At 38.1% G+C, this 18,775-nt stretch carries 17 protein-coding genes; 9 read left to right on the top strand and 8 right to left on the bottom strand.

What is annotated here, in order from left to right; genetic code table 11:
* The first annotated feature begins 4 nt into the window (after positions 1-4).
* Complete coding sequence (locus CVT05_RS08875) at positions 5-1,417, top strand: replicative DNA helicase (protein WP_107698529.1); 1,413 nt, start codon at positions 5-7, stop codon at positions 1,415-1,417.
* A complete protein-coding gene (locus CVT05_RS08870) occupies positions 1,417-2,691 on the top strand; it encodes a ComEC/Rec2 family competence protein (protein WP_107698528.1) in 1,275 nt (424 codons plus the stop codon). Before CVT05_RS08875 ends, CVT05_RS08870 begins: the two co-directional genes overlap by 1 nt.
* Here the strand turns inward: CVT05_RS08870 and CVT05_RS08865 are convergent.
* The 8 genes from CVT05_RS08865 to CVT05_RS08830 are packed head-to-tail and all read right to left on the bottom strand — an operon-like array spanning position 2,688 to position 12,084.
* Positions 2,688-3,551 (bottom strand): EamA family transporter, encoded by an 864-nt coding sequence (locus CVT05_RS08865; RefSeq protein ID WP_107698527.1) that lies wholly within the window; start codon positions 3,549-3,551, stop codon positions 2,688-2,690. The genes CVT05_RS08870 and CVT05_RS08865 overlap by 4 nt on opposite strands.
* Positions 3,544-4,779, bottom strand: a complete 1,236-nt coding sequence (locus CVT05_RS08860) for a TolC family protein (protein WP_107698526.1) — start codon at positions 4,777-4,779, stop codon at positions 3,544-3,546. Before CVT05_RS08860 ends, CVT05_RS08865 begins: the two co-directional genes overlap by 8 nt.
* On the bottom strand, positions 4,776-7,802 hold the full coding sequence (locus CVT05_RS08855) for an efflux RND transporter permease subunit (RefSeq protein ID WP_107698525.1): 3,027 nt from the start codon (positions 7,800-7,802) through the stop codon (positions 4,776-4,778). Before CVT05_RS08855 ends, CVT05_RS08860 begins: the two co-directional genes overlap by 4 nt.
* Positions 7,799-8,542 carry an efflux RND transporter periplasmic adaptor subunit gene (locus CVT05_RS08850; RefSeq protein ID WP_107698524.1) on the bottom strand — a complete coding sequence of 248 codons (744 nt, stop codon included), beginning with the start codon at positions 8,540-8,542 and terminating at the stop codon, positions 7,799-7,801. Before CVT05_RS08850 ends, CVT05_RS08855 begins: the two co-directional genes overlap by 4 nt.
* Entirely contained in the window at positions 8,539-9,804 is a 1,266-nt protein-coding gene (locus CVT05_RS08845) for a TolC family protein (RefSeq protein WP_107698523.1), read from the bottom strand. Before CVT05_RS08845 ends, CVT05_RS08850 begins: the two co-directional genes overlap by 4 nt.
* The gene (gene fliP / locus CVT05_RS08840; RefSeq protein ID WP_196781206.1) at positions 9,804-10,526 is read right to left on the bottom strand and encodes a flagellar type III secretion system pore protein FliP; all 723 of its coding nucleotides are present in this window, start codon (positions 10,524-10,526) and stop codon (positions 9,804-9,806) included. The genes CVT05_RS08845 and fliP overlap by 1 nt, the downstream gene beginning before the upstream one ends.
* A gap of 11 nt (positions 10,527-10,537) precedes the next feature.
* The gene (locus CVT05_RS08835; RefSeq protein ID WP_087577924.1) at positions 10,538-11,317 is read right to left on the bottom strand and encodes a flagellar motor protein MotB; all 780 of its coding nucleotides are present in this window, start codon (positions 11,315-11,317) and stop codon (positions 10,538-10,540) included.
* On the bottom strand, positions 11,317-12,084 hold the full coding sequence (locus CVT05_RS08830) for a motility protein A (RefSeq protein WP_021091276.1): 768 nt from the start codon (positions 12,082-12,084) through the stop codon (positions 11,317-11,319). Before CVT05_RS08830 ends, CVT05_RS08835 begins: the two co-directional genes overlap by 1 nt.
* Before the next feature lie 136 nt (positions 12,085-12,220).
* On the opposite strand from CVT05_RS08830, the gene glmU reads away from it, so the two are divergent.
* The 7 genes from glmU to truA are packed head-to-tail and all read left to right on the top strand — an operon-like array spanning position 12,221 to position 18,593.
* A complete protein-coding gene (gene glmU, locus CVT05_RS08825) occupies positions 12,221-13,528 on the top strand; it encodes a bifunctional UDP-N-acetylglucosamine diphosphorylase/glucosamine-1-phosphate N-acetyltransferase GlmU (protein ID WP_107698522.1) in 1,308 nt (435 codons plus the stop codon).
* Positions 13,515-14,687 carry a bifunctional phosphopantothenoylcysteine decarboxylase/phosphopantothenate--cysteine ligase CoaBC gene (gene coaBC, locus CVT05_RS08820; protein WP_107698521.1) on the top strand — a complete coding sequence of 391 codons (1,173 nt, stop codon included), beginning with the start codon at positions 13,515-13,517 and terminating at the stop codon, positions 14,685-14,687. Before glmU ends, coaBC begins: the two co-directional genes overlap by 14 nt.
* Positions 14,684-15,370 (top strand): hypothetical protein, encoded by a 687-nt coding sequence (locus CVT05_RS08815; RefSeq protein ID WP_107698520.1) that lies wholly within the window; start codon positions 14,684-14,686, stop codon positions 15,368-15,370. Before coaBC ends, CVT05_RS08815 begins: the two co-directional genes overlap by 4 nt.
* Before the next feature lie 3 nt (positions 15,371-15,373).
* Positions 15,374-16,045 (top strand): polyprenyl diphosphate synthase, encoded by a 672-nt coding sequence (uppS, locus tag CVT05_RS08810; protein WP_107698519.1) that lies wholly within the window; start codon positions 15,374-15,376, stop codon positions 16,043-16,045.
* A 7-nt stretch (positions 16,046-16,052) separates the two neighbouring features.
* Complete coding sequence (locus CVT05_RS08805; RefSeq protein WP_107698567.1) at positions 16,053-16,841, top strand: prepilin peptidase; 789 nt, start codon at positions 16,053-16,055, stop codon at positions 16,839-16,841.
* Complete coding sequence (locus tag CVT05_RS08800) at positions 16,834-17,862, top strand: LptF/LptG family permease (RefSeq protein ID WP_107698518.1); 1,029 nt, start codon at positions 16,834-16,836, stop codon at positions 17,860-17,862. The genes CVT05_RS08805 and CVT05_RS08800 overlap by 8 nt, the downstream gene beginning before the upstream one ends.
* The gene (truA, locus tag CVT05_RS08795) at positions 17,862-18,593 is read left to right on the top strand and encodes a tRNA pseudouridine(38-40) synthase TruA (RefSeq protein WP_103649046.1); all 732 of its coding nucleotides are present in this window, start codon (positions 17,862-17,864) and stop codon (positions 18,591-18,593) included. Before CVT05_RS08800 ends, truA begins: the two co-directional genes overlap by 1 nt.
* Positions 18,594-18,775: the final 182 nt, after the last annotated feature.

Below are 18,775 nucleotides of genomic sequence, written 5' to 3'. Positions count from 1 at the left end.
AGTTGTGGCAAAGCAAAGAGTTAACGAGATAGAATTTACCAACCTTTACGACATTGATATGGAGCGAGCTATACTAAGCTCCATTTTGCAAAACAACGATATTTTAGGTGAAATTTTTGACATTGTTAAGGCAAAGGATTTTTATCTAAAAGGGCATTCGCAAATATATGATGCAATGGTAGCATGCCTAAATAGCGATGATCCCATAACTATGCCATTTTTAAAAAATAGACTTGGCGAAAAATACGACGAAGAGCTAATACTGGATATTTTGGGCACAAATTCCCTAATAGACATTCAAAAATACGCAAACGAACTAAGAGAAAAATCTATAAAACGAAGTCTTGTAAAGATCGCTCACAACATACCAAGCAAAGTAAATGAAGATAAGCCAAGCCGCGATATGGTCGATGATCTTAGCCAGGAATTTTACTCTTTGATAGAAGGTGGAAGCACTGGAGTTATAAAAGAAGGCAAAGAGATCATCATGAAAATGATGGATCATATTAATGCTCAAGCCTCGCTTGGTGAAAAAGATATCGTTGGACTTGATACTGGATTTAAGAAGCTAAATGAGATGATAAAGGGCTTTAAAAATGGAGACCTCATCATCGTCGCAGCTCGTCCAGGCATGGGGAAAACGACACTTTGTTTAAATTTTATGAGTCAGGTTTTAAAAAATAATGCTGGAGTTGTTTTCTTCTCGCTTGAGATGCCAGCTGAGCAAATAATGATGAGAATGCTAGCAAGCAAGACCTCTATCCCACTTCAAGACATAATGACTGCAAAGATGGATGATGAAGCGTTGGCTAGATTTAGCGATGCTTGCGAGGAGTTTGCGGCTAGCAAGCTTTTTGTACATGATAGTGGCTATGTAAATATCCATCAAGTAAGAACACAAATGCGAAAACTAAAGGCTATGCATCCTGAAATTTCACTTTGCGTGATCGACTACATCGGTCTTATGATGAGTACAAATAACTACGCTGATCGTCACGTCCAAATAGCTGAAATTTCTCGTGGATTAAAGCTTTTGGCACGTGAGCTAGATATGCCAATCATCGCTCTTTCTCAGCTAAACAGAAGCCTAGAATCTCGCGCAAATAAACGCCCTATGCTAAGCGATCTAAGAGAATCAGGCGCGATCGAGCAAGATGCTGATATCATTCTTTTTGTTTACAGAGATGAGTTTTACCTAGAGCAAGAAGAAAAAGAGAAAGAAAAACGCGCAAGTGCCGAGGGCAAAGAGTACAAGAGCAATCACGTCTTTAATAAGCTTCAAGAAAAGGCTGAGATCATAGTTGGCAAAAACAGAAATGGCGAAACTGGCTCAGTTGATGTGCTCTTTCAAAAGCAACACTCAAGGTTTGAAGATATGTCTGTCATGCCAGTATCTGATGTTTCATTTGAAGGCTGATGCGTTTTAAAGCTTTAAAAAATAAAGAAATTTTTACTATATTTTGTCTGATTTGCCTTTGTATTTTTTCTATAAATTTAGCTATTAACTATCATAAATATCAAATTTTTATGGACAAAGGAGAACAAGAGCTAACAGCAACCGTGATTTCTAGCTACGAAAAGCTTGGAGATGACGGCAAGAAAAGGCAAATTTTAAAGCTTAAGACTGATGAGTTTTCATTTTATACGCTTGGAGCTAAAACAGATGACTTTAAAGCTGGAGATAATATATTTCTAAGCGTCATAAATTTAGACGTTAGTTTTAAAGACTATCTTGCTTCCTCCTTTTACATGCCTAGCTTTTCACGCGAAAAACTGCCACAAAAAGCCACGCTAAATATCAACCAAAAACTACAATCACTAATCTATGCCCAGCATGAAAATAGCAAAATTTCACAACTCTACTCGGCTCTATTTTTAGGCACAAGCATTGACGCAGAGTTAAGAGATGACGTCTCACACCTTGGTATAGCGCATCTTATAGCCATAAGTGGCTATCATTTAGGTTTTATAAGTGCAGTTATATTTTTTGTATTTAGGCCGCTTTTAAAATTTTTATATGCTAGGTTTTTACCTTTTAGAAACTACAACTTTGATCTAGCTATTATCGTTTTTATAGTCTTGTCATTTTACTTTTTTATAATAGGCTTTATACCAAGCTTTTTGCGAGCATTCTTAATGAGCATTTTAGGATTTTATTGCACGTTAAAAGGCGTCAAAATTTTAAACTTCAAGACACTTTTTATAGTAGCGCTTGTTAGCATATCGCTCTTTCCGCAGCTACTTTTTAGCGTAGGTTTTTACTTTTCACTTATGGGCGTTTTTTACATATTTTTATACTTTAAACACCTAAAAGATAAATTTTCGCCTTTCATTCATCTTATTCTTTTAAATTTATATGTTTGCTTTGCAATGGAAATTTGCGTGCTTTATTTCTTCCCACTCATTAGCTTACAGCAGCTTAGCGTCCTTGCTATCAACTACATCTTTAGCGTTTTTTATCCATTAAATGCCGCACTTCATATCGCTTCGTATGGCGACATTTTTGATGGATTGCTAAATAATGTTTTAAATTTTAGACTAAGCTCGACTAAAATTTTCGTGCCAGCTATTATTTTTATCTTTTATAATATCGCTTCGCTTCTAGCTATAAAATTTAGATCCATATTCTACATCTTGCCACTACTTGGGCTTTTATGCTTCGCTATTGCTAGCTATAAAATTTACGCCTAAGCGATCTTCATACCATAAAATTTCATTATCTTGTTATGAATTATCAAAGATATATACATTATAACAGCGCCTAAAATTAGCCTAGTTAAGTTTGTATCCTTTTGCCAAAAGACTAAATTTACAATGATAGCAGCTGGAATGAGAGCGTTATTCATGATGGCAAGCACGCCGCTATCGACCTCACAAGCACCTTTGTTCCACATAAAATACCCAACTCCACTAGCGACTATGCCAAGCCAGAGAAGCACTAAAATTTGCGTTGAAGTAAGTGAAAATTTGGCTGGATTGCCAAGAGTAAGAAGCGCAACGACAGCTACAAAAAATGCCCCAAAGTGAAAGTAGCCAAAGACATTTTTTTGATCCACGTCAAATTTTTCTAAAAGTGCCTTATATGCGCTCTGCCCTGCTCCAAAGCAGATATTTGCCGCTTGCACTAGCAAAAAGCCCTTTAATACACCATCGTTTATAGCACCATATTTTATAACCAAAGCTCCAAAAACCGCAACGCCAACGCTAAATAGGTAAAGTGGCCTAAATTTAAAGCTAAATGCGTCGTAGATGAGCGTCACATAAAACGGCGTAAAAATGGTAAAAAGTGCGACTTCTGGCACGCTTAGATACAAAAATGAATTGTAATAAAATAGATACATAAGCCCTATTTGCACCGCTCCGATCGCCATGATGCCAAATGCTAGCTTTGGGCTGATGCCACGAAATTTTGTAAATGGTAAAAAGACTAAGCTCGCAAGCGCAACCCGAATAAAAACAGCCAAATAACTATCAACCTTGCCAGCTAAAAACTCACCTATCAAACTAAAGCTAAACGCCCACAAAATGGTTACAAAAATCAGTTTATTCAATTATCACCTCATTTATTTTTCTTGCACATTCGAAAAAATACTCAAGTTTATTTAGCTCAAGTAAATCGCCATCAAGTATGAAATTTGCCCTATCACTAAAATTTTTCTCACTCACAAATAGAAATTCTTCATATTTTATCTCGCCATCAAGATAGCCATTTAGCAGATCAATAAAATCACTATCAAGCTTATCTTGCTTCAAATCTTGCAAATTTAGCTTTGCATTTAAGCCTTTGATTGTGCTTTCTAGCTCTTTTAGGCGAGTGATTATCCTATTTTCTTCATCGCTTAGATCAAGTGCCGCCTTTTGCTCTTCAATGCGTTTAACTTGACTTTGCTTGCTAAGACTTAAGCTATCAGGCAGCTTCCACTCAAACTCCACTCTAGGCTTGTTCGCATCAGCGTAAGCACCTATCATCTGCGAAGTCGTCCTCTCACCTTTTTTAAAGCTGTTATTATTCACACTTTGCGTATCTTTTAAGTAAATTTTTGGAGCAAATTTGCTCTTTTGTTTCTCATTTTCTCGCTCTTTTATAAATTTTTCTTGCTCCATTGCTCCAAGTTTTGCGCTTATATCATCTTTACTAAAATCAGGCATCATTATCTTTGAGCCAGCATTAAAGCCAATCTCGCCATTTGAGAGCAAATTTATCCTTGAGTTTAGCTCAGCTAGCTTAAGTCCAAGCTCGTCAAGCTCAGCTCTTTTTTTATTTAAGGTGAAATTTATCGCATCAAATTCGCTCTTATCTATCTCGCCATACTCAAACCAAAACTCATTTTCAGCCGCAGCCTTAGCAAAGCTATCGACAAATTTTGTCTCTAAATTTATAAGTGAATTTAGGGCAACGGCGTTAAAATAGACCTTTGCGACCTGAAAAGCAGTGAGATTCATCAGCTCTTCATCTTTGTAAATTTTCTCCACGCCCTTGTGGTCTAAAATTTTATCAGCAGCCTCGCTTGCACCGCCGTCAAAGATAAGATACTCGACCTTTGCCGTGATCGATCCCGCCTTTGTCATATATCCGCCCTTTATCTCATCAGGCACAAAGGTATATCTGCCATCAAGGGATAAATTTAGCTTTTTACTCTTATTTTTATTTATATATTCATTTTTATTAAATTCTTTCAAACTCTCAAGCCTTGCACTTTGCGCCAGAGCGATGATCTCTAGTAAATTTCCAGCCCAAAGAGGCAAAGCAAAGAGCAAAACCGCCAAAATCTTCTTCAAATTCTCTCCCTTTCATAAAATTTTCTTATAAATTTATCAAGATTATAAACCCATGCAAAAAGCACTGGCACGACAAGCAAGCTTAGCAAGGTCGAGCTAATGAGCCCAAAGATGATGCTTATGGCCATAGGTGAGTTTGCCTCAAAGCCAGCACCCCTGCTAAGTGCAAGCGGCAGCATAGCAAATATCATGGCAAAAGTGGTCATCAAAACAGCCCTTAAGCGCTTTTTTGCAGCCATTTTCACAGCTTCGTTTGCCTCTATGCCGCTATTTGCAAAGTGGTTTGCAAAATCAACTACCAAAATGGCGTTTTTACCGACCATTCCAAAGAGTAAGATGACGCCAACCATGACAAATAGGCTAAATGGATTGCCGCTTATAAAAAGTCCGATCACGACGCCACAAAAGGCAAGCGGCATAGCAAGCATGATGAGAAATGGCAGCAAAAAGCTCTCATAAAGTGCCGCTAGCACCATATAAATAAGCACCGCACTAGCACTTACTGTAAAGATAAAAGAAGCGTTTGTATCGTCCATGAGCTCGACAAATCCAAGAAATTTATACTTGAAATTTGCAGGCAAAATTTCATCAAGCTTCTTTGAAATTTCATTTGCCACGCTATTTAGCGGAGCGTTGTTTTTGGTATTTGCTAAAAATTTTATCTCATCAGCTCTATTAAACCTCGAAATACTAGCTGGCTTTTGCTCAAAACTAATCGTCGCCACGTCACCAAGTGTGACAAAAAAACCCTCTTTGCTTCTTATCTTGGTCTTTAAAATATCGTTTGTATCGCTTCTAAATTTATCATCAAGGCGCATGTAAAGCTCATACTCTTTGCCATTTTCGTTTTCAAAAACAGAAACTTCATTTTCGCTAAATGCACTATAAACAGCGCTTGCGATGCTGGCTTTGTCTAAAATTAGCCTCTTAGCTTTATCTTCGTCGATAGAAATTTGCACGCGCTTTAGCAGATCTTCTTCGGGCGAATTTACATCCGTTGCGTCATTTATCTCTTTTAGCATTTTGCTGATCTTTGGCACAAATTTCTCTAGCTCTTTGCCATTTTCAGATGTGATAGTAAGCTTAACTGGCTGCACATCGCCACCTTCAACCACTGGCAGATCAGCCACGATGACGCTCATATCATCGCTCTTCAGTCTGTCACGAAAACTTTGCATGATAGCGTTTTGCCTCTCGTGATTAGCTCTATCTTTTAGCTCCTTTAGCCTAACGTAAGCTTTTACAAGATAAGGCTGCTTGGCGTCTGTGTAGCCAAGGATGAAATAGGCGTAAGCTACCTGAGGATCGGTATTTATGAGTGAAATTTTATCTTTTAGCCTCTCTTTGCTAGCTTGCAGGCTAAGTGATGGGTCAAGCTTAAAGTAGATGTTAAACTCCGAGTTATCCTCGCTTGGCATGAAATCACCACCTACAAATTTAGCCAGAGCAAATGAGCAAACAACGACCACAAGCGTTATGGATAAAAATATGAGCTTAAATTTAAGCGCTAAAGCTAAAATTTTCTCATAGCCATTTTCAAGTGCCTCAAAAAATGGCTCGCTCTTTTGAAAAAAACCGCTTTGTTTGGCATTTACAAACCTAGCGCTAAGCGTTGGCACAAGAAAGATGCTCACAAAAAACGAGATGACGATGCCAGCTGCCACGCTCATCGCAAATGAGTTAAAGTACTTGCCAACGATGCCGCTCATAAAGGCTATTGGCACAAAGACGCAAAGCAACACGAGCGAGATCGCAAAGACGCTAAATGCTATCTCTTTTATACCTGCAAAGCTTGCTTTTAGGGCATTTGGCTCATCTTTTAGCTTGCTAGCGATATTTTCAGTGACAACTATCGCATCATCGATAAAAATTCCAATGCCTAGCGTTAATGCGATAAGACTTAGGCGGTTTATGTCGTATCCTAGGGCGTTTATGATGAAAAACGTCGCCACGATGCTAGTTGGTATCGCTACGACCGAGATGATAGTGATCGAGAAATTTCTTAAAAATAAATACACGATCACTATGGTTAGCAAGACGCCAAGGATCATATCAAAGGCGGTTTGATCGATGTGTTTTTGTATCACTTCGCTCTTATCATAAGCTATTTTTACATCGTATTTGATACCAAGCAGGCTTTTAAACTGATCTAGCTTTGACTTAGCTAGAGCGATCACGGTTAGAGCGTTTGTGTCTGGAGCCAGCTCAAGACCAAGCAAGACGCCACTTTTTTTATCCATTATCGCTGCTTCGTTTGCATCTTTGTAAGCAAGATCAACACTTGCGATATCTTTTAAAAAGACCCCTTGTTTGATCGTTAAATTTCTTATCTCATCTATGCTTTTGGCGCTGAAATTTGACTTGATCGCCATTTGGATTTTTTCATTTTCTATCTTGCCAAGAGGTGCTTTTAAATTTTCAACCTTTATCAAATTTGCCACTTCGTTTGCGCTAAGAGCGTTTTTATCAAGCTTAAATCTATCTAGCAAAATTTTCACCGCTGGCTCTAAAAAGCCATTTGTCTTGACCTTTGAGACGCCACTAATGCGCTCTAAAAATGGCTTTGCCACATCATCTATCTCTTGCATGAGCTTAGTTTCGTTGCCATCAAACCTTGTGATAAAAAGGCTAAAGACGGCTGAAGAGAGGCCATTTAGCTTTTCTATCTCGTAGTTTGCGTTTAACCTAGCCTTTTGCATCTTGTCGCGGACGTCGTTTGTAGCGCTCTCTAGGTCTTTGTTTAGCTCAAATTCGATGCTTACCACACTTAGGTTGTCAAAGCTGGTTGAGTAAAGCTTTTTTATCCCCTCGATGCTTGAGACCTCATCCTCTATCTTTTGCGTGATCTTTGTCTTGATGTAGTTCATATCGCCATTTGCGTAGGTCGTGATCTTAACGATTGGGATATTTACTTGCGGGTATAAATTTACATTCATCGTCTTTAGCGAGTAGATGCCAAAGACAACGAGACTTAAAAATATCATAAGCGTAGTTATGGGGCGATTGATGGCTGTTTTTATCATTTATTTTCGCCGATTATCACTTTTCCTTGACCAAACATGCCTGGCTTCATCCCCATATCGTAAGCTTGGGCGTAAAATTTCCTGGTCTCTCTTTTTATCTCTGGGTAAATTAGCGCGATTTTAACCTCTTTTTCCTCGTTTGTCGCGTCAAGCTTAAATTTAAACATATCGCCAACTTTTACTAAATTTGCGTATTTTTCGTCAATCGCTATTAAAATTTTAGCCTCCTCGGAGTTTAAGACAAAGGCTGGCTGAAGCGGCGAAGCACTCTCGCCAAGCTCGACATTTTTACTAGCTATCACGCCATCAAAAGGAGCTTTTAAAAGAGCCTTTTTAAGATGATCATCTGCATTTAAAATGGCGATCTCAGCCGCTTGAACTCTTAGAGCTGCCTCATCAAATTTATACTTTACTTCATCAAATTCTTGCTTTGAAGTGACGTCCTTTACTTGGCTAAATTTATTAAAGGTATTTTTAGCAAATTCTTTGGCATTTTTGGCAAGCGCTAGGTCGTTTTTTGCCTTTTTTAGAGCGATATCTAGGCTTGTTTGATCAAGGCTAGCTAGCACGTCACCTTTTTTAACGTGACTTGAGACATCTACAAAAATTTTATCCACCTTGCCGCTGCTCTCAAATGCAAGCTTTGAGCTTTGCTTAGCATAGACTTCAAAATCAGCAAAAATCTCTTCACTAGCAAATGAAAAAATGCCAAATATCATCAAAATTATCAGTTTTTTCAATCTCTAATCCTCTCTAAAATCGGCTCACCATTTTCAAAAAAGAACTCCGCTTTTTTAATCTCAAGCTCATCTTTTGCACTCTCAAAAAGGCTAATGGCGTCAAATTTTTGAGAGAGCACCTCAAGCAGGTCGCTATATCCCAAAAGCCCAGAGTTATACTTCTCATAGCTAGCTTTTAATGCCAAATCGCTTGCTTTTACATATTCGTTTAGTGAAGTGATTTTTGAAGTGAGCACCACGATTTCACTTTGCAAATTTTTAAGCTTTGTCTCGTTTTCACGCCTTTTATACTCCAAATTTAGCCTTGCCTCATCAAGTGCGATCTTTTGAGCCTGACTCATCTTACTAGTGGCGAAAAAATCAAAAATTTTCCATTTAAAAGCGATACCAAATTTATTGCCATGAGTATCTTCTTTTAGGTATTTATCCACGTATGAGCGGTAAGAACTAAGCCTGCCTAGATCGATATCGTAATTATTTTTATAAAATCCATATGTGTCATAAAGCGAAATTTGGGGCAAAAAGCCAGCTCTTGTCTCGCTAAGCTTAGCTTCACCTAAAAATATATCTTGGCTTAGTCTATCAAGCTCAGCATTCTTTGAAGCTAAATTTGAGCTAATATCAGCCATCTTTGCTCCGCCTAATGGCAAAATTTTCTCACCAGTTAGTAAATTTATCTCATTTAAAATTTGCTCCATTTTGTTTTTGTATTCAAGCTGCGTGCTATTAGCTAAGTAATATTTAGCCCTTACATTCTCAAGCTCATCTTTTGCGGCAAGACCTGCAATGTTTGCCTTTTCAAGCTTGTCTAGAACGCCTTTTAAAAAATTTGCTTGAGCCTGTTTGGCTGTGATTATATTTTCAAGTGCTAGAGCATTAAAATATAAATTTACAGCCTTAAATGCAAGGTAGTTTTTGGCTTCATCACTAGCGATCATGGCTTTGTTTTTTAAAAGCTGGCTCATCTTTAGCCTAGCCTCTCTCGCTCCGCCATCATATAGTAAAAAATCAATTCTAGCCAGCACGCCAGCTGACTCTTTAGCGACTATGCTTGGAAAAGTGCTTGCATTTTTGCCGTATGAGCCCTCTAGGCTAAGGCTTGGCATATATGAGCTTAATGTGGCTTCATCGTTTAAATTTGCTCTTTTTAGCTCAAGCTCTTTGATCTTTGAAATTTCATTTTGCGTTGCTTTGTTTGCGATCACGCTTAAATTTGAACCAAGCAAAAATACCGGCAAAAAAATGAATAAAAATTTTTTCATTAGTGAAAGCTTTTTACAAGATTTCCTATTAGTAAATTCCAGCCATCAACAAGCACAAATATGAGCAGTTTAAATGGTAGTGAGATCATGACAGGAGGAAGCATCATCATACCCATAGCCATCAGTACTGAGCTTACGACCATGTCGATGACAAGAAATGGCAAATAGAGCAAAAACGCTATCTCAAAAGATGTCTTTAGCTCACTTATCATGAAAGCCGACATTGCGATACTTAGCGGTATCTCTTCAATATTTGCTGGATTTTGTAAATTTCTAATCCTAAAGAAAAGCGCAAGGTCTTTTTCTCTTGTGTTTTTTACCATAAATTCTTTAAATGGCTTTAAGCTCTTATCAAGCATCTCTTCATAGCCTATCTGCTCAGCTATATAAGGCTTTATGCCATCATTATAGCTCTTTTGTCCAACTGGCTCCATGATAAAAAAGGTAAGAACCATCGCAAGCGAGATAAGCACTGTTGAAGGAGGAACTTGCTGTGTGCCCATGGCTTGGCGTAAAAATGAAAATACGATAACAAGCCTTAAAAAACTTGTCATCATAAAAATGAGCGAAGGAGCAAGTGCAAGTGCGGTGAGGATTAGTAAAACGTTTAGAGAATTTACTAGTTGCTCGGCATTTGCTGGAGAATTTAGACTTAAATTTATAGTTGGTAGCGCAGGATCAGCCCCAAAAACCGTGCAAAGTAAAACCGCTAAAGCAAGCAGTGCCTTCACGACTAATTCCTCATATCAAGGATACTTTTCTTAGTAGCCTCTTTATTTTTTGGCTCAAGCGATATGAAGTGAATTTCTACTCTATTATTCTTAGCTCTGCCATCTTCTGTGCTGTTACTAGCGATCGGATCAAACGAAGCTTTGCCAGAAGCTATTATTCTATTTTGTGGTACGCCATCGTTAATTAGCTCTTCAACCACGCTTAAAGCCCTTGCAGTTGAGAGCTGCCAGTTATTTTTATAAGCTGAGTCTTTACTTGGTTCTATATTATCTGTATGGCCGATAATATCGGCTTTTACATCATTAGGCATTTTTGCCACAATCATGCCTATTCGTTTTAAAAACAGCTTCGCATCTTCACCAGAAATTTCAGCACTATCTTTCTCAAAAAGCATAGCTGCTGGAAGCCTTACGATAAAGCCATCTTCACTCTCCTCCATAGTGATCTCAGGTGCCCCGCTAGCAGCTAGTAACTCATTTATCTTTTTAACATTCATATTTAGCTCACTTTGTGAGCCCTTTTGCTTGCTTATCTTTTTTGCACGAGTATTTTCTGGATCCGTCTCTTTTTCTATCTGATTTTCAGGTCTAGCACCACCTTCAAGCACACTCAAAGCACCAGCTAGTGAGCCAACAGCGGCCTCCATCTTTTTAGCATCCATTGTCGCCATAGAAAGTAATAAAACGAAAAAACAAAGCAAAAGTGACATGAGGTCGCCAAAAGCAGCTAGCCACTCAGGCATACATTTTGGACACTCTTCTGGTTTTATTAACTTACCCATTATTCAAACTGACTTTTTCTATCTTTTGGTGGTAAAAAGGCTAAGAGTTTAGCTTCAAGCGTTCTTGGATTATCACCTGCTTGTATCGACATGATTCCCTCAAGTACGACTTGTTTTTCAAGTGCTTCATCAGCATCGCGAATAGAGAGGATATTTGCCACAGGTGCACCTATAATGTTACCTATCATCGCACCATAAAGTGTCGTAAGCAAGGCAACCGCCATTGATGGGCCGATCGCACTAGGATCTGACATGTTAAGAAGCATCGCAACAAGACCAATGAGCGTTCCTATCATACCCATAGCACCCGCAAAACCGCCGACTTGCTCAAAAATTTTAATATTATTTGAATGTCTTGTGCTAGTTTGATCGATATCAATCTCTAAAAGCGCTCTTATCGCATCTGGCTCATTGCCATCGACCGCCATTGAGAGGCCTCTTTTTAAAAACTGATTTGTCTCATTATTTACTTCGCTTTCGAGCGATAAGATACCATCACGTCTAGCTTTAGTTGAATAATCGACTATTTTTTTTATAGTCTCAGGTAAATTTACTACGACTGATGGCTTAACAGCAATGCCATAAAATTTACCAATTCCTTTAAGCGTCTCCATCTTGAAGCCAACCATCATAACGCCGATAGTACCACCAAAAACGATCATCACAGAAGGAATATCGATGTATGGTCCTATACCAACGCCTATCGCCATTGATCCAAACAAAAGCACTAGGGTCAAAACCCAGCCGACGACGGTTCCTAAATCCATTTAAGCTCACTTTATTTATAAATTCTTAAGAATTGCTATTTTATTAGCTTTTTGTTGAAACAATCGTTAAATTAAAAAAAATGTTTGGCATTTTTTGCTACAATCTGCGAAATTTTTAACGTTAAAAGGCTTAAAAATGAACAATACTTCAATCATAATTTTAGCTGCTGGTCTTGGTACCAGGATGAAATCAAAACGTCCAAAAGTCCTATTTGAACTTTGCGGTGAGCCGATGATCATTCACATCTTAAAGCAAGCTTATGCTATCACAAATGACGTTAGCGTCGTGCTTCATTACGAAAAAGAGTTAATTAGTCAAAAAATAAAAGAAATTTTCCCTCAAACTAAAATTTTTGAGCAAGACCACACAAATTACCCAGGCACTGCTGGCGCGATAAAGAGCGTAAATTTAAGCGGCGAAAAGGTGATAGTAACTTGTGGTGACATGCCTCTTGTAAAATCAACCGACCTAATGCGTCTAGCAAATGCTGAAGCTGACGTGGTTATGAGCTCATTTGAAGCAGCAAATCCTTTTGGCTACGGCAGAGTCATCATAAAAAATGGCAAAGTTGAAGGCATCGTCGAGCAAAAAGATGCGAGCGAAGCGCAGCTTGCCATAAAAAGCGTAAATGCTGGCTGCTACTGCTTTAAACGCGGGGCTCTAGAGCAAATTTTACCACTCATAAGCAACCAAAACGCACAAAAAGAGTACTACCTAACTGACGCCATAAAAATAGCAAATGAAAAGGGCTTAAAGTGCGTTGCAGTAAATGTTAATGAGCAAAATTTCATGGGAATAAATGATAAATTTCAGCTTAGCATTGCAGAAAAGATCATGCAAGATGAGATCAAGCAAAATTTGATGAAAGCTGGCGTTTTGATGCGCATGCCTGAGAGCATTTTCATAGACAGCAGGGCTAAATTTGAAGGCGAGTGCGTGCTCGAAGAAAACGTAAGTATCCTTGGCGAATGCGTCATCACAGAGAGCATCATCAAAAGCTCATCAGTGATCGAAAGTAGCATTATCAAAAACTCAGATATAGGGCCACTAGCTCACATCAGACCAAATTCTGAAATTTCTGACACACACATAGGGAATTTCGTCGAGGTAAAAAAGGGCGTTCTTAGCGGCGTAAAAGCTGGACATTTGAGCTATCTTGGCGACTGCGAGATAGAAAGCGGCACAAACATCGGGTGTGGCACAATCACATGCAATTACGACGGCAAAGCAAAATACAAAACCAAAATCGGCAAAAACGTCTTTGTTGGCTCAGATACGCAGCTAGTTGCCCCTGTAAATATCGCTGATAACGTCATCATCGCAGCAGGAAGCACCATCACAAAAGATGTTGAGAGTGGAGCGCTAGCGATTAGCAGAGCTCGTCAAGAGAACAAAAGCGGCTTTTTTGAGAAATTCTTTGGCAAAGACGATGTTAAAAAATAAGAAAATTTTACTTGCCGTTTGCGGTAGTATCGCCTTTTATAAGGCATTCGAAATTTTATCGCTGCTTAAAAAGAAAGGTGCTGATGTTTATGTGGCTTTAAGTGACGGAGCGCTTGAATTTTGCAGTGTAAGCGGCTTTGAGGCGCTAAGTGAGCATAAAATTTTAAGCTCGCAAACGCAAAACTGGCAAGATGGCGTAAATCACATAGCCTACTCTAAAATGGATCTAGTTCTAATCGCTCCAGCCTCTGTAAATACGATAAATAAGCTAATAGCTGGCATCTGTGACAATGTCTTTATGCAAACGCTAATCGCCGCCTCGCACGTACCTTTGGTTGTCGCACTAGCTGCAAATAACAGTATGATAGAGCACTTCGCGACGCAAAATTCGCTTGAAATTTTAAAGAAAAACGGCGCTTTAATAGTTGAGCCGGTTTTAAAAACTCTAGCTTGTGGCGACGTTGGTAAAGGCGGTCTTGCAAACCCTGAAGTGATAGTAGAAGCGGCCATTAAAAGGCTTAGCAAGCCCATTTTCGCAGGCAAAAAAGTGGTGATCACGGGTGGCGCAACAACCGAAAAGATAGATGATGTTAGAGCCATTACAAATTTCTCAAGCGGTAAGATGGCAAGAGCCTTGGCAAGAGCCTTTTACTATGCAGGTGCGGAGGTAAAACTGCTTGCTAGCTTTGAAACCGCAAATGAGCCATTTCTTAGCCTTAAATTTAGCTCAAGTAGTGAGCTTTTAGGGCTTTGCAAGAGCGAGTGTGAGAGCACGAATTTAATTGTAATGTGTGCTGCAGTTAGTGATTTTGTACCGACAAAGATAGATGGCAAGATAAAAAAAGAGGACGTTGGCGAAATTTTAAGCTTAAGTCTAAAGAGAAATGTCGATATTTTGCAAAGCTTAAAAAAGTTTAAATGCAAAAAGATCGGCTTTAAGCTTGAAATCTCAAGCGAGAGCGCACACGAAAATGCTAGAGCAATGCTAGAGCAAAAGGGGCTTGACGCAGTTTGCCTAAATATCTTGGGTGAGAAAAATGGCTTTGCAAGTGAGCAAAATGAGGTAAATTTCATCACGAAAAATAGTGAAACTTTGCTGCCGCTTGCCGCAAAAGACGAGATCGCAAGACATATCGTGGAGCTAGCGGCAAATTTATGATAGAGAAAATTTCTCGCATTCAAAAAATAGCAAAAAATGCAAATTCACCGTTAGTAGCTATAAATTCGTCACTTCCGCTTAGTATCTTAGTAAGCCAAAAGATCGGTTTTAACAGATACATTTTAAATTTTGCAAATAGAAATTTAAACACAAAAAGCGCAAAAGAGCTAAACGTAGGCTCGAGATACTGGGGCGAGGTGCAAAGCCAGGGCGAAAATATCGTCATAAAAAATTTATACGAAAAGCCAAGAATTTTAGACGAAGATGTCTTGGCTGATGGGCTAAATCTTATCGAAAATTTGATAGAAAATGAGAATTTATCGTGGTTTTATGACCATTTATTTAAAAGTTTAAGTGAAGCTAAGACAAAAGACGAGATGAAAGTGCTAGCGAAAATGCTCTTTGCTCTGCAAGAAAATGTCGTGCATATACCATTTATTTATAATGGCATAAACGGCGTTTTTCAGCTAAAAAAAGAGGAGAGTGATATGAAAATTTTTTTAATATTTTCAAATTTTGCTCCACTTATTTTTAAATTTAAAGATGAAGTTTTATACGAGATCGCCACTCCATTTAATAATGTAGCTAGCTTGTTAAAAAGTGAATTTAGCGCCAACATAACAGTGCAAAATGTAAGTGCTCTTTGGAGCAAAAAAGAACAAATTATTGATATAAAAGGCTAAAGATTGAATGAATTAAACCACCTTGCTATTATCATGGATGGAAATGGGCGCTGGGCTAAAAAACGTGGATTTTTACGGACAAACGGGCACGAAGCTGGAGCAAATGTAGTAAGCGATATGTGCGAATTTTGTATCGATAATGGTGTGAAAATTTTAAGTCTTTACGCATTTAGTACTGAAAACTGGAAAAGACCGCAAAAAGAGGTCGAATTTTTGATGAATTTGCTTAAGAAATTTCTCATTTTAAAGCGCGCTGACTTTATAAAAAATGGGATCAAATTTAATACGATTGGTGATATTTCGCCATTTAGCGATGAGCTAAAAAACGAGATAGAAATCACCAAAAACGCTACAAGAGAGAATAAAAATTTATTATTAAATTTAGCTATAAACTACGGCTCAAAAGACGAGATTATTAGAGCTGTGAGAAAGCTAAATTTAAAAGGTACAGAGATAAACGAAGCAAGCCTAAATGCAGCACTTGATGAGAGTGAGCCGGTGGATCTTCTCATTAGGACTGGTGGCGAGAGCAGGCTTTCAAATTTCATGCTTTGGCAAGCAAGCTACGCAGAGCTATTTTTTACGCCCACACTTTGGCCTGACTTTAGTAAGGATGAGCTTGCAAGCATCGTTAGCAAATTTAAAAATATAGAGCGAAGATTTGGCGGAGTTTAGCGAGATAATGGATAATTTAGTCATTTTTTTTGCCGTTTTTACATTTATTCTTGGCATTTGCATCGGTTCGTTTTTAAATGTTTTGATCTACCGCTTACCAAGAAATGAAAGTATAAATTTTCCAGCTTCTCATTGCCCAAACTGCGACCATAAGCTAAATTTTTATCACAATGTTCCGCTTTTTTCATGGCTATTTTTAGGCGGCAAATGTGCCTTTTGTAAGAAAAAAATAAGCCTCATCTACCCAGTGATCGAGCTAGTTTCTGGGATACTTTTTCTGATCTGCTTTTTTAAAGAGTGCGGCAAAATTTTAAGTGTAGAAACGCTGCTTTATGCGCTATTTTTAGGTCTTTGCTTTATAATGCTACTAGCTCTTAGCGTCATAGATATAAGATATAAAGCTGTGCCAGATCCGCTTCTTTTTGCGGCGCTATTTTTCGCATTTATCTACGCTCTGATGCTTTTTATAGTTAAAGGAAATTTTGCCCAGATTTTAAATTTATTCCTTTTTGCACTTATCTTTTGGGTGCTTAGATTTGTCGTAAGTTTTGCCATAAAAAAAGAAGCGATGGGTAGTGCAGATATCTTTATAGCGGCGATCATCGGAGCTATCTTGCCAGTCAAACTGGCTCTAGTGGCGATCTATCTTGCAGCACTTTTTACACTTCCAGTGTATGCGCTCGTTCGCAAAAAGAGCTACGAGCTAGCCTTTGTGCCATTTTTAAGTCTTGGCTTACTTATTACATACGCTTTTAAAGAGCAAATTTTAGAAATTTTAAGGTTTATTTATGAGTAGAGTGAACAGATATCTTTTGTTTAACTTCATAGGGACTTTTGCGTCGCTATTTAGTACGCTTTTTTTGATCATGTCGATCGTATTTTTCATCCAGATCGCGCGCATTACTTCCTACATTGAGATCAGCTTTGGCGAGCTTTTTAAACTCTACTCATTTATGCTTCCACGCGTGCTACTTTTTGTCGTGCCTATAGCATTTTTTGTATCACTTGCGATGACTTTTTTTAGATTATCAAAAGAGAATGAAAGTATCGTTATTTTTACGCTTGGTGGCTCACCAAATAAGATTGCTAAATTTTTCTTAATATTTTCAGCATTTTTAAGCACTGCTCTACTTATAATCGCTACCATAATGATACCAATAGCCGCACAGCTAAATGCAAATTTTATTGATTATAAAAAGACTGTCGCAAAGCTAAATTTAAAGCCAACCCAGTTTGGACAAAAATTTTCTGACTGGATGGTCTATGTGGGTAGTGAAATGCAAGATAACAACGGCACTACCTATAAAGATATCGTGATGTTTAATCCTTACATTAAAGACTCCCAACGCTTAATCACTGCTAAAAACGCAAAGATCACTAATACAAATCAAAGCATCGAACTCTCTTTAGTAGATGGAAAAATGTATGACATAAAAGATGAAATTTATCATCAAAGTAACTTCAAATCTATGAAGATAAGGACTGCCCAAAGTGAAGAGATAAGCGATATAGGCGGCATAAAAGAGTACTGGGCGGAGGCAAATAGTAGTGAAAAAAGAAGAAAAGATCTTAGTACGTATGTGCTTGTTGCGCTATTTCCACTTGCCAGTACACTTTTTGCTATAAGCTTTGGCATCGTTACTTATAGATATGAAAAGGGCATGGTTTATGTTGGGACATTTGGCGTTTTATTTGGGTATTTTACGCTCATAATGCTACTTTCATCAAAACCAGCTTTTGCGATCCCGCTCATATTTTTCGTCTTTTTATTGGCAGGAATTTTGCTTTTTAAAGCCAAAATCATGCGAAGATACTAATGAAAATCCAACTAATTTATAGCTACGATGGCTCCAAATTCCAAGGCTCGCAAACTCAGCCGCATGAAAATGGCGTAGAAGATGAGCTTTCGCGTGCTCTAGCTCACGTTGGAATATTTGAAAAAATAGTCTCTAGCTCACGTACAGACAAAAACGTTCATGCGATTAATCAAAGCTCAAGCGTAATTTGTGGCGATCATTTTAAAAATTTAGAGCATCTAAAAGAGCTAATCAACCGCCATGCCCACCCAAATATTCATATAAAACGTATAAATTTAGTTGATGAAAATTTTCAAGCAAGATTTGACGCCGTAGCAAGGTCTTATAGATACATTATAGATCATGGAGAATTTGATGTTTTTAGCTCAAATTATAAAGTCTTTTTGCCAAAATTTGATATCAAAAAAGCAAATGAAATTTTATCTAATTTTGTTGGTGAGCATGATTTTAGCTCCTATATGAAAACAGGAAGTGACACAAAAAGCTCAGTACGAGAAATTTTTAAGGCATTTTGTTATGAATACAAAAACCAAACTATCATAGTTTTTAAAGCGAATGGCTTTTTGCGCGCCCAAGTACGGCTTATGATTGCAAATCTACTTAAAGCTTTAAGTATAAAAAATGGCGGTGAGCTCATCAATGCTTCACTTAACGGATGGCCCGCATTAACGCGTATCCCAGCTCCAGCTGAAGGACTTTATCTAAATAGAGTTTTTTATAAATTTAACTAGGTATTTATTATATTCAATAGTAAGATTATTTAAATATTAAATAGAGAATCTTGTAAGCTAGGATTTCATAGCTAGTTTACCCCCTGCTTTGTATTAATACCCAGAACCCAAAGCTTGCCCGCTTGGTGGCAAGATCGAAACTCTCTTAACCACCCACTTCCTAAAAGCACAAGAAGCTTTAG

Source organism: Campylobacter concisus, assembly GCF_003049705.1.
Classification (GTDB): Bacteria; Campylobacterota; Campylobacteria; order Campylobacterales; family Campylobacteraceae; genus Campylobacter_A; species Campylobacter_A concisus_AR.
This window is presented reverse-complemented; position numbering and strand designations above follow the sequence as displayed.

Coding starts and splice junctions, on each gene's coding strand:
- CVT05_RS08830 (WP_021091276.1), bottom strand. CDS start 12,084: ATGGATTTAGGAACCGTCGTCGGCTGGGTTTTGACCCTAGTGCTTTTG.
- coaBC (WP_107698521.1), top strand. CDS start 13,515: ATGTTAAAAAATAAGAAAATTTTACTTGCCGTTTGCGGTAGTATCGCC.
- truA (WP_103649046.1), top strand. CDS start 17,862: ATGAAAATCCAACTAATTTATAGCTACGATGGCTCCAAATTCCAAGGC.
- CVT05_RS08855 (WP_107698525.1), bottom strand. CDS start 7,802: ATGATAAAAACAGCCATCAATCGCCCCATAACTACGCTTATGATATTT.
- CVT05_RS08800 (WP_107698518.1), top strand. CDS start 16,834: ATGAGTAGAGTGAACAGATATCTTTTGTTTAACTTCATAGGGACTTTT.
- CVT05_RS08870 (WP_107698528.1), top strand. CDS start 1,417: ATGCGTTTTAAAGCTTTAAAAAATAAAGAAATTTTTACTATATTTTGT.
- CVT05_RS08845 (WP_107698523.1), bottom strand. CDS start 9,804: ATGAAAAAATTTTTATTCATTTTTTTGCCGGTATTTTTGCTTGGTTCA.
- CVT05_RS08835 (WP_087577924.1), bottom strand. CDS start 11,317: ATGGGTAAGTTAATAAAACCAGAAGAGTGTCCAAAATGTATGCCTGAG.
- CVT05_RS08815 (WP_107698520.1), top strand. CDS start 14,684: ATGATAGAGAAAATTTCTCGCATTCAAAAAATAGCAAAAAATGCAAAT.
- CVT05_RS08805 (WP_107698567.1), top strand. CDS start 16,053: ATGGATAATTTAGTCATTTTTTTTGCCGTTTTTACATTTATTCTTGGC.
- glmU (WP_107698522.1), top strand. CDS start 12,221: ATGAACAATACTTCAATCATAATTTTAGCTGCTGGTCTTGGTACCAGG.